13 protein-coding genes, 16 tRNA genes and 1 rRNA gene are annotated in these 15,267 nt (G+C 44.2%); 26 read left to right on the top strand and 4 right to left on the bottom strand.

Going from position 1 to position 15,267, the window contains the following annotated elements; genetic code table 11:
• The 24 genes from A3848_RS22875 to A3848_RS22760 all read left to right on the top strand — a co-directional run.
• A 23S ribosomal RNA gene (locus A3848_RS22875) occupies positions 1 to 400 on the top strand; the annotation flags it as partial.
• A 57-nt stretch (positions 401 to 457) separates the two neighbouring features.
• Positions 458 to 533, top strand: a tRNA-Asn gene (locus tag A3848_RS22870).
• Between the two features lie 3 nt (positions 534 to 536).
• Positions 537 to 629 (top strand) — tRNA-Ser (locus A3848_RS22865).
• 16 nt (positions 630 to 645) lie between these two features.
• Positions 646 to 720: transfer RNA gene (locus A3848_RS22860), tRNA-Glu, on the top strand.
• 24 nt (positions 721 to 744) lie between these two features.
• Positions 745 to 820 (top strand) — tRNA-Val (locus A3848_RS22855).
• 26 nt (positions 821 to 846) lie between these two features.
• Positions 847 to 923 (top strand) — tRNA-Met (locus A3848_RS22850).
• Between the two features lie 4 nt (positions 924 to 927).
• Positions 928 to 1,005, top strand: a tRNA-Asp gene (locus A3848_RS22845).
• Positions 1,006 to 1,026: 21 nt separating this feature from the next.
• Positions 1,027 to 1,102: transfer RNA gene (locus A3848_RS22840), tRNA-Phe, on the top strand.
• Positions 1,103 to 1,121: 19 nt separating this feature from the next.
• A tRNA-Thr gene (locus A3848_RS22835) sits at positions 1,122 to 1,197 on the top strand.
• A gap of 5 nt (positions 1,198 to 1,202) precedes the next feature.
• A tRNA-Tyr gene (locus A3848_RS22830) sits at positions 1,203 to 1,288 on the top strand.
• Between the two features lie 5 nt (positions 1,289 to 1,293).
• Positions 1,294 to 1,367, top strand: a tRNA-Trp gene (locus tag A3848_RS22825).
• 24 nt (positions 1,368 to 1,391) lie between these two features.
• A tRNA-His gene (locus tag A3848_RS22820) sits at positions 1,392 to 1,467 on the top strand.
• 47 nt (positions 1,468 to 1,514) lie between these two features.
• Positions 1,515 to 1,590: transfer RNA gene (locus A3848_RS22815), tRNA-His, on the top strand.
• A gap of 18 nt (positions 1,591 to 1,608) precedes the next feature.
• Positions 1,609 to 1,683: transfer RNA gene (locus tag A3848_RS22810), tRNA-Gln, on the top strand.
• Between the two features lie 5 nt (positions 1,684 to 1,688).
• A tRNA-Gly gene (locus A3848_RS22805) sits at positions 1,689 to 1,763 on the top strand.
• A 7-nt stretch (positions 1,764 to 1,770) separates the two neighbouring features.
• Positions 1,771 to 1,844, top strand: a tRNA-Cys gene (locus A3848_RS22800).
• A 31-nt stretch (positions 1,845 to 1,875) separates the two neighbouring features.
• A tRNA-Leu gene (locus A3848_RS22795) sits at positions 1,876 to 1,954 on the top strand.
• 251 nt (positions 1,955 to 2,205) lie between these two features.
• Positions 2,206 to 3,375 (top strand): sensor histidine kinase, encoded by a 1,170-nt coding sequence (locus A3848_RS22790; protein ID WP_074087180.1) that lies wholly within the window; start codon positions 2,206 to 2,208, stop codon positions 3,373 to 3,375.
• Positions 3,376 to 3,390: 15 nt separating this feature from the next.
• Positions 3,391 to 4,035, top strand: a complete 645-nt coding sequence (locus tag A3848_RS22785) for a response regulator (protein WP_178382061.1) — start codon at positions 3,391 to 3,393, stop codon at positions 4,033 to 4,035.
• A gap of 271 nt (positions 4,036 to 4,306) precedes the next feature.
• Positions 4,307 to 5,239, top strand: coding sequence for an ABC transporter ATP-binding protein (locus tag A3848_RS22780; protein ID WP_074087178.1), 933 nt, complete (start codon positions 4,307 to 4,309; stop codon positions 5,237 to 5,239).
• A gap of 15 nt (positions 5,240 to 5,254) precedes the next feature.
• Positions 5,255 to 6,532 carry an ABC transporter permease gene (locus A3848_RS22775; protein WP_074087177.1) on the top strand — a complete coding sequence of 426 codons (1,278 nt, stop codon included), beginning with the start codon at positions 5,255 to 5,257 and terminating at the stop codon, positions 6,530 to 6,532.
• On the top strand, positions 6,480 to 7,649 hold the full coding sequence (locus tag A3848_RS22770; RefSeq protein ID WP_083612302.1) for an ABC transporter permease: 1,170 nt from the start codon (positions 6,480 to 6,482) through the stop codon (positions 7,647 to 7,649). Before A3848_RS22775 ends, A3848_RS22770 begins: the two co-directional genes overlap by 53 nt.
• A 36-nt stretch (positions 7,650 to 7,685) precedes the next feature.
• Positions 7,686 to 7,865, top strand: a complete 180-nt coding sequence (locus tag A3848_RS22765) for a hypothetical protein (RefSeq protein WP_074087174.1) — start codon at positions 7,686 to 7,688, stop codon at positions 7,863 to 7,865.
• Positions 7,866 to 8,207: 342 nt separating this feature from the next.
• On the top strand, positions 8,208 to 11,774 hold the full coding sequence (locus A3848_RS22760) for an alpha-amylase family glycosyl hydrolase (RefSeq protein ID WP_074087173.1): 3,567 nt from the start codon (positions 8,208 to 8,210) through the stop codon (positions 11,772 to 11,774).
• Positions 11,775 to 11,851: 77 nt separating this feature from the next.
• On the opposite strand, the gene A3848_RS22755 is transcribed toward A3848_RS22760, so the two are convergent.
• A complete protein-coding gene (locus A3848_RS22755) occupies positions 11,852 to 12,772 on the bottom strand; it encodes an aldo/keto reductase (protein ID WP_074087171.1) in 921 nt (306 codons plus the stop codon).
• Between the two features lie 127 nt (positions 12,773 to 12,899).
• On the opposite strand from A3848_RS22755, the gene A3848_RS22750 reads away from it, so the two are divergent.
• Entirely contained in the window at positions 12,900 to 13,325 is a 426-nt protein-coding gene (locus tag A3848_RS22750; protein WP_083607075.1) for a MerR family transcriptional regulator, read from the top strand.
• Here the strand turns inward: A3848_RS22750 and A3848_RS22745 are convergent.
• Entirely contained in the window at positions 13,315 to 13,581 is a 267-nt protein-coding gene (locus A3848_RS22745) for a hypothetical protein (protein WP_074087170.1), read from the bottom strand. The genes A3848_RS22750 and A3848_RS22745 overlap by 11 nt on opposite strands.
• On the bottom strand, positions 13,574 to 14,185 hold the full coding sequence (locus tag A3848_RS22740) for a hypothetical protein (protein WP_074087168.1): 612 nt from the start codon (positions 14,183 to 14,185) through the stop codon (positions 13,574 to 13,576). The genes A3848_RS22745 and A3848_RS22740 overlap by 8 nt, the downstream gene beginning before the upstream one ends.
• Before the next feature lie 211 nt (positions 14,186 to 14,396).
• On the opposite strand from A3848_RS22740, the gene A3848_RS22735 reads away from it, so the two are divergent.
• Complete coding sequence (locus A3848_RS22735) at positions 14,397 to 14,915, top strand: hypothetical protein (protein ID WP_074087166.1); 519 nt, start codon at positions 14,397 to 14,399, stop codon at positions 14,913 to 14,915.
• A 110-nt stretch (positions 14,916 to 15,025) separates the two neighbouring features.
• Here the strand turns inward: A3848_RS22735 and A3848_RS32705 are convergent.
• The coding region (locus tag A3848_RS32705) for a hypothetical protein (RefSeq protein WP_208619429.1) at positions 15,026 to 15,267 on the bottom strand (242 nt) is incomplete at its 5' end.

Below are 15,267 nucleotides of genomic sequence, written 5' to 3'. Positions count from 1 at the left end.
TTGGCACCTCGATGTCGGCTCATCGCATCCTGGGGCTGAAGTAGGTCCCAAGGGTTGGGCTGTTCGCCCATTAAAGCGGTACGCGAGCTGGGTTCAGAACGTCGTGAGACAGTTCGGTCCCTATCTGTCGTGGGCGCAGGAAATTTGAGAGGAGCTGTCCTTAGTACGAGAGGACCGGGATGGACGTACCGCTGGTGCATCAGTTGTTCCGCCAGGAGCATGGCTGAGTAGCTACGTACGGACGGGATAAGCGCTGAAAGCATCTAAGCGTGAAGCCCCCCTCAAGATGAGATTTCCCAATTAGTAAGACCCCTTGAAGACGACGAGGTAGATAGGTTGGAGGTGGAAGTGCAGCAATGCATGGAGCTGACCAATACTAATCGGTCGAGGGCTTATCCAAATCATAAAACGCAGATTCGTTTCGGATTCAGTTTTCAGGCGATCCAGCCTGATATATTCCCTGATAGCTCAGTTGGTAGAGCACTCGACTGTTAATCGAGTTGTCACAGGTTCGAGTCCTGTTCGGGGAGCCATATGGAGAGGTGTCCGAGTTTGGCCGAAGGAGCACGATTGGAAATCGTGTAGGCGCCACAAGCGTCTCGAGGGTTCGAATCCCTCTCTCTCCGCCACTTTTATTAAAGGTATGGCCCGTTGGTCAAGGGGTTAAGACACCTCCCTTTCACGGAGGTAACATGGGTTCGAATCCCATACGGGTCACCAATTATTTATACCAGGCGCACATATGGAGGCTTAGCTCAGCTGGGAGAGCATCTGCCTTACAAGCAGAGGGTCGGGGGTTCGAACCCCTCAGCCTCCACCATAGTGCTTTTGATAAGTTTTTACTGACGCGGGGTGGAGCAGCCCGGTAGCTCGTCGGGCTCATAACCCGAAGGCCGCAGGTTCAAATCCTGCCCCCGCAACCAATTTGGAACCGTGGTGTAGTTGGCCTAACATGCCTGCCTGTCACGCAGGAGATCGCGGGTTCGAATCCCGTCGGTTCCGCCATTAATTTGGCCAATTTTATATGGCTCGGTAGCTCAGTCGGTAGAGCAAAGGACTGAAAATCCTTGTGTCGGGGGTTCGATTCCCTCCCGCGCCACCATTTAAATACAACTTAATATGCCGGTGTAGCTCAATTGGTAGAGCAACTGACTTGTAATCAGTAGGTTGGGAGTTCAAGTCTTCTCGCCGGCACCATCCTTGGAGGCTTAGCGAAGTGGCCAAACGCATCAGACTGTAAATCTGCTCACGTACGTGTTCGGTGGTTCGAATCCATCAGCCTCCACCATTTTTAGGGGCATAGTTTAAAGGTAGAACAACGGTCTCCAAAACCGTTGGTGTGGGTTCAATTCCTGCTGCCCCTGCCAAACTAATTTTAAAAGCTTAATATGGCGGCCGTGGCGAAGGGGTTAACGCACCGGATTGTGGTTCCGGCATTCGTGGGTTCGAGACCCATCGGCCGCCCCATTTCTTTTAAAATGATTGTTTTGTATGTATTCTAACAGTTTCATATGGCGACTGTGGCGAAGGGGTTAACGCACCGGATTGTGGTTCCGGCATTCGTGGGTTCGAGACCCATCAGTCGCCCCATCTATCTAAATTGAATATTGGGGATTAGCCAAGCGGTAAGGCAACGGACTTTGACTCCGTCATTCATAGGTTCGATTCCTATATCCCCAGCCATTTATGCGGACGTGGCTCAGCGGTAGAGCATCGCCTTGCCAAGGCGAGGGTCGCGGGTTCGATTCCCGTCGTCCGCTCCATTTTTATGGCGCCATAGCCAAGTGGTAAGGCAAAGCTCTGCAAAAGCTTTATCCCCAGTTCGAGTCTGGGTGGCGCCTCCATTTTTATTTAAGAACTAATTCATATGTATATGCCGGCGTGGCGGAATGGCAGACGCGCTCGACTCAAAATCGAGTGGGAAACCGTGGAGGTTCGAGTCCTCTCGCCGGTATACCAAAAGGGTTTATAAATTTGCTGATAAGCAGATTTATAAACCCTTTTTTATGTTTTTATTTATATATTGATGAGTAATACAGCAGATTATTTCATATACATTAATTGCAGTTTTTAGTATTAACCACTAAGACTATTTATAGTACGGTGAGCTAAAAAGGATTTTTATGGATAAACAGGTTTATGTTATAGTGTAGCTAGACTTTATTTTTGGGTTATTACTTCAATCTGAGTAAGAAGGTATCGATTATGAAAGACATGTATACCATGGACAGTAGAATGGTTGTGCAAAGAATGATTAAAGGTTTTTCTTTGTTCTCCATATTCGCCACTATTATTCAAAAATATCCGGCTGATTCACAATCTATTCTGTATTTTATCCTGGTTACTGTAGCTTTACTCGTGAATGATTTCACCAGAGGCAAATTTCAGAACCAGTCTAAGGTTCTATGGTATGTATCCTTTATCGTTAGTAATATTTTAGCTGGTTTTTTGCTGTTTAAGGTTTACTGCATAGGCACACAAATTTACATAATTATTTTACTTGTTGAAATTATTGTGAGTACTCAAAAAATCCCTATGTATGTATTATGCTTGCATTTTGCTATCTTCACAGCTTCACTGATAGCAGATCATAATGCTGTTAAGGATATCCTGTCTTCATATTTAGTAATTATCGCAATTGTCTACTTATTTCGAAATGTATTAATAGAAAAAACTCGGACCCAAGAACTCAATCAAGAATTACAAATTGCCAATACCACATTGCAGGAGTATTCAGGCAAGATTCAGGAGCTGACTATCTCCAAAGAAAGGAATAGGATTGCCCAAGAACTTCATGATTCACTGGGGCACTATCTTATAGCTTTAAATATGAATCTAGAATATGCAAATACAGTTATGGATATGGAGCCAGGTAAAGCAAAGCTTACGATAAACAAATCTCAAGAGCTTTCCAAGGAATGCATCGTCAAGCTTCGTAAAACGGTAGTTCTTCTTGGGGAGGAGGGATCCTCTAAGGAACTCCGGCAATCCTTTCACGAGATCTTTGACAACTTCCTTGAAACGAATAAGATTCATTTTGAACTGAACATGGATGAAGAAATTGAATATGTGGATTCCGACATCAAAAATTGTATTTACAAAACGGTTCAGGAGTCTATCACCAATGGCATTAAACATGGTGAGGCTACACACTTTTCCATTAAAATCCATAAATTTTCTGATCAAATCTCCTTGCTCATTCATAATAATGGAGCGGATTGCACAGAGATCATTAAATCGAAGGGGATTCAGGGGATAGAAAACAGGATCGTTGCCCTAGGTGGGAAAGTTAATTTTTACTCGGGGGGATCTACAGGATTTAGTGTTGAGGCCAATATTCCTAAAATTGCTCTTGATTTCGAGTTTAATAAATAAGGAGGCACACTCATGGTGAATATTATTATAGTGGATGATCAGCAAATTGTACGGGAAGGCTTGAAGATGATTCTTAGCCTGCATGAGGAAATTCATGTTATCGGCGAAGCATCCAATGGAGAAGAGGCGTTGGAGCTTCTCACATACACTTCTCCTGAGGTTGTTCTAATGGACATTAAAATGCCGGTAATGAATGGAATCGAAGCTACAAAACTGGTGAAAGCTAAGTACCCTGAGATCAAGGTTATCATTCTTACCACTTTTAATGATAGTGAGTATATTTTTACCGGTCTTAAAAATGGGGCGGATGGGTATATTCTAAAAGATTCGGGCTCTCAGGAAATTTTGTATTCCATTAAGACTGCCTGTGAGGGGAACATCCTGTTGAATCCCAAGATTACACGGGAAGTAGTGAATGCGCTGAATTCTGTGAAGAACACAGGTTCAGAGAACATACAGAATGAGCAGATTCTACAGTTGCTTACGCCACGTGAACTTGAGGTTGCCAAATGTATTATGGAAGGTAAGAGTAATAAAGAGATTAGTAATGACCTATTTATTACAGAAGGTACTGTCAAAAATTATGTCTCAAGAATGTTTGAGAAACTAGAGCTGAAGAATAGAACTGAATTAACACTATGTCTGCAAAAATCGCTGTAGTCCTGCAGTATTGCTTGCCCACATTTGACTTATTCCAATTTGCTCCTGTATGCCGTCCTGCAGTACTCTGTCTGATCTACAGACTGATTACTGTATGGACGGCATATTTTAGTTTCTCCCCACTATGCAGTGCCATTCCTATATGACTAAAGTAATGATGTAAGTGATAACTAAAGTAATACTCAGATTGAGTACTATAGTAAATATTTTTAAATTGGATGGGGGGGTAGAATGATAACAGAACAAGAAATGAACGAGAGGTGCTTTACAGATGCTTGAGTTAACAAATTTGACCAAAAAATACAATGATGTCACTGTAGTTAATAATATTTCGCTACACGTGAAGCGTGGTGAGATTTTTGGTTTGTTAGGACCAAATGGAGCCGGTAAGTCGACGACCGTATCTATGATAAGCACGGTGCTTGCGCCAACCAGCGGGAGTATAACGATTGATAACAAGTCCCTTAGGGAAAAACCTATAGATATTAAGAAAATCATGGGTATTGTCCCGCAGGATTTAGCATTGTATCAAGCCTTAAGCGCCAAAGAGAATCTGGAGTTTTTCGGCAGCCTATATGGACTTTCCGGGAAAAGGCTTAAAACCAGAACCAATGAAGTACTGGAAATTATCGAACTACAGGACAAGAAAAACCAGGATGTTGCCGAGTTCTCCGGAGGGATGAAACGCCGGGTCAATATCGGTGTTGCCCTAATGAATGATCCCAAATTGTTGATTTTGGATGAACCCACTGTAGGTATTGATCCCCAATCCCGAAATCATATCCTGGAGACTGTGAAAAAACTGAATCAGGACAGAGGGATGACGGTGATTTATACAAGTCACTACATGGAGGAAGTGGAATACTTGTGTAAGAATGTTGCCATCATCGACCATGGCTCCTTGATCGCACAGGGAACTAAAGAAGAACTAAAGCAAAGCCTGGCGGCATGTGACACATTGACCGTTAGTTTTAGTGAAGCGAGTGAGGGTGCACTTGAAAAGTTAGACCGGATTCCCGGAATTTCCAAGGTTAGTATAGCGGGCAATCAGATCAGTATGCTGGTTTCTACGAGTGACAAGAATGTGATTGAGTTTGTGGATGACATCAAAAAATTAGGACTTAAGCTTACCAGTTTCAAATATGAGGAAGTGAACTTGGAGAGTATTTTTCTACAGATCACAGGTAAGGCCTTAAGGGGGTAGCGAGGGGGTGAGATTTTGAGAAAGCTATTACGGCTATTTCTATTGGATCTGCGGTTGCTGACTAAAAATAAAACATTTTATCTAAAGCTTATTCTGTTTCCATCCATACTGATACTCATCCTGGGAACGGTATTCAGTGATTCGAGTTCGCAAATCAAAACGTTTAATGTAGCTTTTTATAATTCAGATAAGGGCACTTATGAGGGGACTGAGTTCGTATCCTTGGGGAATGTCTTAAGAGATAACGTATTTAAGCAAAAGGATCTGGAGGGAATTGTAAATTTAAAAGAAGCCACCAGTTATAACCAGGGCAAGCATTTACTAAAAGATGGTCAGGTTGCAGTATTTGTATACGTACCGGAAAGCTTCACTAAGGCCGCTATGAATAATGAACAAACGAATATCGTCTTGATGGGTGACAACGATAAGCCTCTGGATAAAGAGATAGTCGCAACTATTCTGGACCGGTTCAGTGCAAGTGTCAGGACAAAGAATGTTGAACAAAGTACGATCCTCCAGATCATAAGCAGCAAAGGAAATGTTCCTAAAGATAAAATGGAGAAGGTTATGAGCCAAATATCAGGAAATAAGGAGCTCAGTCTTAACATACGAGAGGTGCCAACCAATAAAGAAGCCGTACCCATAGATGCTATGCAGTATTATTCGATCGCTATGGTAGTTATGTTCTCCATTATGACGGCATTTGTGCTGGTTCATAGCATCGTGGATGAGAAGCAAAACCACACCATGTTTCGAATCAAATCTACACCAACATTAAATATACAGTATGTGCTGGGCAAACTTTTTGGGATTATTTTATCCGTTGTTATCCAAATGGTTATTGTGATCATTATTAGCCGGGTTGTGTTCCAGATGAAATGGGGGAATTATTATGACCTCCTTGTCATTACTATTGTTTATGCTTTTGCCATTGGCAGCATTATTCTGCTGTGGGGCTTTACCGCGAAAGACCATGTGGCTGTTTCCAGTTTGGCTTCTCCAGTGCTGTACATTTTCAGCTTTTTGGGCGGGAGTCTTATCCCTAAAAGTGGATTGCCGGACAGCCTGCGCGTTATTCAGGAGATCCTCCCCAACGGTAAAGCAATAAATTCCTATGTAAAGGTATGCCAAGGGATGGGTCTTGACGGCATGTATATTGATTTGTTGGAGCTTATAGGTATAGGGCTGATATTTATTATCTTTAACATTAGGGTATACAACGGAAAAGGGTGGAGTAAACGTGCAATTTATAGTCATGGTAAAAAATCAGCTGAAACTGATGTTTCGAAATAGAACCGCGGTTTTTGCAACAATCGCGCTTCCCCTAATTTTGACCTTCTTGTTCTCCTTTTCACAAGGAAGCAGCCAGGAAAGCGTATATGTAGCTGATGCGGACCATAGTGAGTACTCAAAACAACTCATGGATATGATTCAGAAACAGACCCAAGTGAAAATTGTACATTCTGATGAAGCCACTATCAAAAAAAAGGTAGATGATCAGGATATTCCCTTTGGTTTGGTTGTGAATCAGGGTTTTGGCAGCCATCTATTATCTGGGTCCGGTGAAGATTTGCCTATTTATTTTGTGCAAAATGTTGAAAACGGTGAAGGGACGATTCTAAAAGAGATTATTACCGGTGAAGTAAGCACACTCCAAAAAGTGATTCATGACTCAAAGGTGATCTCTACGGGATTCAATGTAGATGGCCCCGGAATTACAACCAGCGTATTTAAAGGCATCAATGAGATCTCGAATCTAACGATAGATGACCAAACTCTAAGTAGTGGAGAGAAGACTCATGACAATGCCACAGCAAGGCTAATCGGTTTTCTGGTTATGTTCATTTGGTTCGTTGTTATTCAGGGATTACGGACCCTAATTGATGAAAGAGAAAACAATACCTTAGACAGATTATTGAGCACACCTATTGATTATAAGAAATATCTGCTGGCAAAAATGACGGCTACCTATCTGTTCGGGACTGTCCATGTTCTGGTCATTTTGGCTGCCGGTAAATATTTGCTAAAGATTAGTATCGCAGACAATGCGCTTGCGGTCGGAATTCTTTTCGCTGCTTATTTATTTGCATTGACCAGTATCACTATGATTGTTATCCCGTTTATGCGGAATCAGAAACAGTTTACGTCCTCTGCTTCAATTATCATAGCGGTAACCGGTATGCTTGGAGGCTCCTTCTTCTCTATGGAAATGGCACCAAACTTCATGCGGATCATATCCAAATTCACTCCGGAATCGTGGGCTATACAATCGTTATCGGCCGTGATTTTCGACCATCAGGCGATTGCTTCAGAATGGATTCCATTAGCTGTATTCGTTGGAATTGGAATTATAGGCTTCGCAGCCGGCCTCTTATTTATGAATAGAGAACTCAAGGTATTGAAGGGCTGAAGGAGATTCAAAATATGAAATCGGGAAGGGATTAGATTGGGTACAGTGGAACTAATAGGGATTGTGGAGCTTATTGTTGGAATACTTATTAACGTGTTTATTGGAACACTTGGTCAGGTCATTTTTAGAAAAGACGACAGAACCTCGAGATTCATACTGAGAGTTATAGGGGTTTTCCTAATTATTAATGGGATTTCAAGAACATTTCACGTTTGAAAAAGGTAACAAGCAGCCAACTCGATTAGTGCGGGAAATTGACAAAATGAATAATAGAAAACCCATTCTCAGGGCATGGGGCGCTGAACAGTGACGTTGACCGCTGTGCCTACGGCTGTTATGGGTCCGGTTTCTTTTGTCTGGCAGCGCCCCAGATGGCCATATAACCAAAATTATTGTTGACCAGGAAAAGATTGGAGATTATAATCATAAAAGTAAACTTGCAAACGCATACAATATGTGAAATAAGGGGGTGAGATATGAACAATGTTGGAGGACTTATTTTTTTTCTTTAAAATGCAAACGTTTGCGCAGTGATAATTTTAAAAGGAGGTTGTTTGCTTGCAACGGCAAAAAACTAGGTCTTTTATTTCTTGGTTGATCATTTTTGCGCTATGTTTTGGCTTGTTTGGTTTATCCGGCGGGGCATCTGCCAGCAATACTGATTATACAGTTAACTATACGAATTCCACGGCAACAGCAGTGACGCTGCATTGGAGCACTAATAATTGGACCAATATTACGGATACAGCGATGTCGAAGACAGGGACTACATTTACAGCAAATATTAATGCCCCTGAGGGCGCCACATTAATTTATTGTTATCACATCACAGCTCCAACAGACATCTGGGATAACAATGGCGGAAAGAACTGGACGGCCGTTATTCCGGTCGCCGGGAAATATGAAGCTGAGAGCGCAGCCTTATCAGGTGGGGCGAAAATAAATTCGGATCACACCGGGTATTCGGGAACCGGGTTTGTTGATGGGTATACAGCCAGTGGAGCAGCCACCACTTTCACTGTTCAGGCTTCTGCCTCAACAGCCTTTAATACCACTCTTCATTACACAAATGCCACCGGAAGCGCCAAAAACGTTTCTATTTACGTTAACGGAACAAAGGTGAAGCAAACGGCTCTCGCAAGCCTGGCAAGTTGGGATACATGGGGCGACCAAACAGAAACGCTCTCCCTGCAGGCGGGTAATAATACAATTGCATATAGATACGATTCAACCGACACTGGAAATATCAATATTGATTACATCAAGGTCGCGGCTGGAACTTCGCCAACACCGACAGTCACGGCATCTCCGACAGTCACACCAACACCAACACCAACACCAACACCAACACCAACACCAACACCAACACCAACACCAACACCAACACCAACACCAACACCAACAGCCACGGCAACAGTCACACCAACAGCCACGGCAACAGTCACACCAACACCAACACCGACACCGACACCGACTGTAACGCCTACGCCTACTACAGGGGTAACGGTTCACATTAAGAAGCCTTCGAGCTGGAATTCGGCGCTGCGAATCCATTACTGGAATTTGAGCCCTGCAACGGTTCCTGCAAGCGGAGCGTGGCCGGGGATTCTGATGAATGCGGACGGAAATGGCTGGTACAGCTATACTATTACTGGAGCTACAGGCACAAGTCTTATCTTTAATGATGGCAACGGCAAACAGACGGCTGATTTGTCCCGCGGTGTGAAGGAGGGCTGGTACTACACAGATAACGTGTGGTATGATGCCAATCCGGAAAGTCCCAAGATACCGGTGGTTTCAGCCGCCCCTGTACCAAAAACATATGATTCCGCCCAAACAGTGACGCTTTCAAGCAGTAACAGCGGCGATAAAATCTACTATACGACAGACGGATCGACGCCTACAGCTTCATCGACTCTGTATACTGCTCCAGTTCAGGTTGCTTCCTCTGTAACGATCAAGGCCTTCGGTGTCAACGCACTCGGTCAAGCTGGAAGCATTGCTTCTTTCGCTTATGTCATTGATCTAAATGCTGATCTGCAAGCGCCTACAATTACAGCCAATCTGCCAGTTGGGCATTCAGATTCCGAGGTTACTGTATCTTTTAACATCAAAGACAACAAAGCGGCAACAACTAAGGCCTATTACACAGATGATGGTACGGAACCAACGACAAGTTCCAAACTCTATATCTCCGGTAATGCGTTGGCTGGCCTGGCAGGGCCGTCTATTCTCATTTCTAAGACTACAACTCTGAAATTTCTTGTGGTAGACGGTGCCGGGAATCAAAACACACAGAGCTTTGTGTACAACATTGGAAAGTCAGGCGATTTCCGTGAGGACTCCATTTACTTCGTGATCACTTCCCGGTTCTATGATGGCGATCCGAGCAACAACGTACACGCATGGGATGATGCGAAGGCGGGAAATCCGGACTCCGACCCGGCTTGGAGAGGAGACTTCAAAGGGCTGATTCAAAAGCTCGATTACATCAAGGCTCTTGGCTTCAGTGCCATCTGGATTACACCTGTTGTGCAGAATGCGAGCGGATATGATTATCATGGCTACCACGCGATCAATTTTGCCAAAGTAGATCCAAGATATGAATCGGCAGGAGCGTCTTATCAGGATTTGATCAATGCGGCGCATGCCAAAGGGCTGAAGATTATTCAGGATATCGTTGTCAATCATACGGGTAATTTTGGTGAAGAGAATCTGTTCCCTATGTTCAAGAAAGATCCAACTAAAGCGGACACTGTGAATAACATGATGAAAATAACAGATAAGCTGCCGGCAAACTATGACTCCATGACCCCCGATCAGCAGTATCAGGCAAGACTTGCCTTAATGAAGACTGCAGAGACCAATAATAACATGTACCACACGGAGAAAAGCTTGTCTTGGGAGTCTTACACTGTACAGACAGGGCAGATCGCCGGAGACTGCGTTGACCTGAACACGGAAAATCCTGTAGTGGATCAATATTTAATCAACTCCTATAACCAATATATTGACATGGGTGTGGATGCTTTCCGCCTTGATACAGTGAAGCATGTGAGCCGGTATATATTCAATAAATATTTTATTCCTTCCTGGAAGGCCAGAGGAGGCTCTGATTTCTACATCTTTGGTGAAGTGGCTACCCGGTACAGAGATGTATGGAACAGTGGGATTCCGGCAATCTCAACCCCGTTCTATACCTGGAAAGCTTCGAAATCGTACCCGGGTGACAGTACCAATGACTACGCTTCCAACAAAGCTTCGGTTGAACAGGAGTGGGCGGATAATTCGACAACAGCAGGACAGCCAACCTCGAACAATGCTTTTTTAAACGGTAATACTTATCATGCGCCTGACTATTCAATGAAATCGGGGATGGATGTGATTGATTTTCCGATGCATTGGGCCTTTAAGTCGGCACAGGAAGCATTTGGTATGAGAAGCGGCGACCAATACTATAACGATGCTACCTGGAATGTCACCTATGTGGACTCTCATGACTATGCACCCGACCAGGCTCCAGAAAATCAAAGATTCGCAGGGACACAGGACACTTGGGCGGAGAATCTGGCGCTGATGTTCACCTTCCGGGGAATCCCCGCCATTTTCTACGGTTCAGAGGTCGAATTCCAAAAGGGGAAGGTCCTTGATCCCGGCCCGAACGCACCGCTCAGCACTACAGGCCGCGCTTACTTCGGCGATCATATGGAAGGAAGTGTTACGGTTCAGGATTACGGCAAATATACAAATGCAACCGGCAAACTTGCGGAATCGCTAAATTATCCATTGGCGAAGCACATCAGACAGCTTAATTTAATAAGAAGAGCTGTTCCAGCCTTGCAAAAAGGCCAGTATTCCACAGAAAATGTATCAGGCAATCTGGCTTTTAAGAGAAGATATACCGACAACGCCAAAGGCATCGACAGCTTCGCACTCGTTACGATTTCGGGAAATGCTACGTTTACCGGAATTCCGAACGGAACCTATGTGGATGCAGTCACAGGCGATACCAAGTACGTTAATAGCGGCTCGATTACATTAACCTGCTCCGGCAAAGGAAATGCAAGAGTGTATGTATTAAATGGCAAGGGCGGAATTGGAGAGACGGGAACTTATTTGAAGTAAACTGTGGTAATAGGCATGAACCCGTAAAAACCTTTGTTCATAAAGGTCTTTACGGGTTTTCTATTTCTGTAGCTTATTTACGGAAGTATGTTGCCTGCCGCACGGTATATTTCGTACCATTCTTCTCTGGATAGGGTAATGTCCGAAGCCTTGGCGATGTCCAGCAGGCGCTTGGTATTGGTAGTACCTACAATCGGCTGCATCTTGGCAGGGTGTCTGAGGAGCCAGGCGATAGCGATGGCAGTGTCGGCAACACCTTTTTCGTCAGCCAAACGGTCTATGACCCGGTTCAGTTCAGGGAACTTGTCATTGCCCAGGAATACGCCTTCAAAGAATCCGTATTGGAACGGAGACCAAGGCTGAATGGTCATGTCGTGCAGACGGCTGTACTCCAGGATGCCTCCATCATGTACCACGGAAGCGGAGTTGGTCATGTTGACGTTGAAGCCGGAATCAATCATGCCGGAAACCATAATGCTAAGCTGCAGCTGATTGAAGAGCAGCGGCTGTTTGACATTTTTTTTGAGCAGCTCAATCTGCAGCGGGTTCAGGTTGCTGACACCGAAGTGCTTAACCATGCCTTTTTGCTCCAGAACATCGAAGGCTTCAGCCACTTCCTCAGGCTCCATCAAGGTGTCGGGACGGTGCAGCAGAAGTACATCCACATAGTCGGTTTTGAGGCGTTTCAGGCTGTTCTCTACGGATGACACAATATGTTCTTTGGAGAAGTCGAAGAAACCTTGCCGAATCCCGCATTTGGTCTGAATCATCAACTTGTCGCGCATGCCCGGGCTGCTCGCTACGACTTCGCCAAATACTTCTTCGGCTTTGCCGGCGGCATAAATGTCTGCATGGTCAAAAAAATCAATACCTGCTTCCAGGGCACTGTGAATATGAACGTCCGCTTCTTTGGCCGACAATTCGGCAATCCGCATACATCCTAATGAAATTTGGGCAACCTCCAGCGTACCGTTACCCACGTTAATTGTTTTTACCATGAATCATTCACTCCTTAAATGTAAGGTACAGTGTAAAGTGTAGACCTTAGAGCTAGGTGTAAGTCAACAGTTTTGTTAGCGCTCTTTTCATAGATTCGTATTGGTGGTAATTTAGATGTAGATCAACTTGCCGGAGCTGAACGCTGAATCGGCGGAATGGAGCAGAAATATGGGGTACAGCATCAAAACAATAGCACAAAAAAGCGGACTAAGCCAATATACCCTGCGTTATTACGAAAGGGAAGGCGTTCTGCCTGTTGTAGCACGGGATGAGCACGGAAACCGCTGCTTTCAGGACGAGGATTTGGAGTTGATCTCGCTGATCTGCTGCTTGAAGGACACGGGGATGCCGATAGCCGAGATTAAGCAGTTCATCGCATTATCCCAGGAAGGGACAGGAGCACTGCCCGACCAGCGGAAGTTGCTTCAGGCGCATAAGCTGCAGATCGATGAGAAAATTAAATTTTTTCAGAGCTTTGCGCAAAAGATTGAGCATAAGATTGCTTATTTTGCGTCACTAGAGAGAGAAGCGGAAGCTAAAATTAGGAAATAATATCTGCGCACTCAGCGATACGGTACAGTGTGTCATTTTCTAACCCGGTGTGGGGGTTTTTGCCAGTGTACTCTTCTACAAATCCACGCAAGATAAGACTTTGAAGATTTTCATTAATTTCTGTTGTTTTTATACCCATATTATTACATTTAAGAGCAGCGAGAATTTGATTGAAATTTCCAATGCTATGGGATAGGCCTGCTTTTAGAGCATAATATACCGGATATGAAGAGTCTCCCATCAATGGTCTATTCATTTTCAGCCTCCCAATCTAAATACTCTACTACTATAACTTGGTGAACAACTTTATTAAGGCGTTCATAGATCAAAGCAGCATCCTCCACAAAAAAACGGGTGAGCTGCCTGGGCATTACGATTTTCAGACTGAAATTTTTATCATGACTTATATTGTAAGTATCAATCTTGCATTTCTCTTTTTCCAAGGTATCCATATACTGAACTATGCAATTTTTAAAGTACAGGTCGTCGTCCTTGCTAGCTGGCAGATCACAGGGCTGGATGTCGAACAGGACCCCGGTAAATTCACTATCGTTATGGTTATGGTTAAACTGGATAATGTGATGTATAAGATCCCCAATGAGCCAAAGACGCAACGGATTAGCCCAATCTGACTTATGGACATAGACATTGGGTTTATACTCCAGGTTATGTGCTGTATGAGTGAAACTATTTAGATAATGTGATCGGGAGCTCTGTAATTGATAGCTATCGGTCTCTATATACACATCAAAAATACGATTGTAAGCCAAGGTTTTCACGAAAAAGGGGCATATATCCAATAGGACCGTGTTCTTTGCACCTAGTCCACGTCCGTCTGCTGTTTTAAATATCAATTCCATAGTGTATAACTCCTTCATAAAATAGACTAAAAAAGAAGGCGGGAGGAGGTCCCGCCTGGTGAGGGCGGCCGGGAGGCCGCTTATAATGAAACAGTCTTGGGAGGACTGTGGAAAGGGGACGAGGCTTTTACTGCCTCACTATCACATACGTAGCCACTCTCTGATTGTTTAGTACCGATTCGGTATACTCTACAAAAAGAGGTGAATGCGAATGTTTGATAAATTCAAGGAGTTTCTTAGCAGGCAAATAACTGTGGAGATTAAGCATCCAATGACGATAGTTGCTCTATTAGAAGGAGATTATAAGGCTCCTGCGAACAATCGAACCTATACATTAATGGAGAACTTGGCGCGTCTAGGGGGAGATCAGGTTGTAATTATTTGTTTGCACCAGGGGGGCGAAAGCGGGGCAGCAGCGCGAGTGAAACCATTCAATAATTTTACGGTTGCCAAAATAGGTTTAGATGTTCGTCCATTATTTCAAGGCCGTATCATTATGTGGACTGATTCACCAAGGTATGCTGACACACTTAGATCTGCTCACCCTAATTTAATTGTGTATGACGATCGAGAGGATCGTCAGGAGGAAGATATGTACGATTTAGCCGATATTGTCTTTAGGTATGATGTGGACCAAGCAGATAACTATATTCCGGCTAATGCAGCAGGTGCAGGAAAAGTGATTAGAATCATACAGAATACACCCAGCAGAAAGCCGCCACGTCAATAATCGTCTTTGCAGCTTGGCTGAAGACTTAAGCCCAGTACCGTTACGGTGCTGGGTTTTTGTGTGCGCCTCACAGTCGCACTATCTAGGTGGTTCAAATCCACCCGGTGACTTTACCCTTTAAAGTGCCGTAGCCGAAGCAGACTTCCGGCAACCGAAGGTTGCCGGAAGGGCAGGGTGTCTTCCGTAAGGAAGAATCCGAAGGGCCTGCAGGCAAAGTCCAGCCCGGAATGCAGTGAACCAGAGGTGGCGGCGATGCTGGGTGACCCGCCGTAAAAACGGGGAAACCTATACGAAATCGTATATCTTACAGGAAAACACACAAAGGGAAATGACCTGCAAGACTCATCGACGT

Source organism: Paenibacillus sp. P32E (genome assembly GCF_001909085.1).
Classification (GTDB): domain Bacteria; phylum Bacillota; class Bacilli; order Paenibacillales; family Paenibacillaceae; genus Paenibacillus_AQ; species Paenibacillus_AQ helianthi.
Note: the sequence above shows the minus strand (reverse complement) of the source record. Positions and strands in the feature narration are given on the sequence as shown.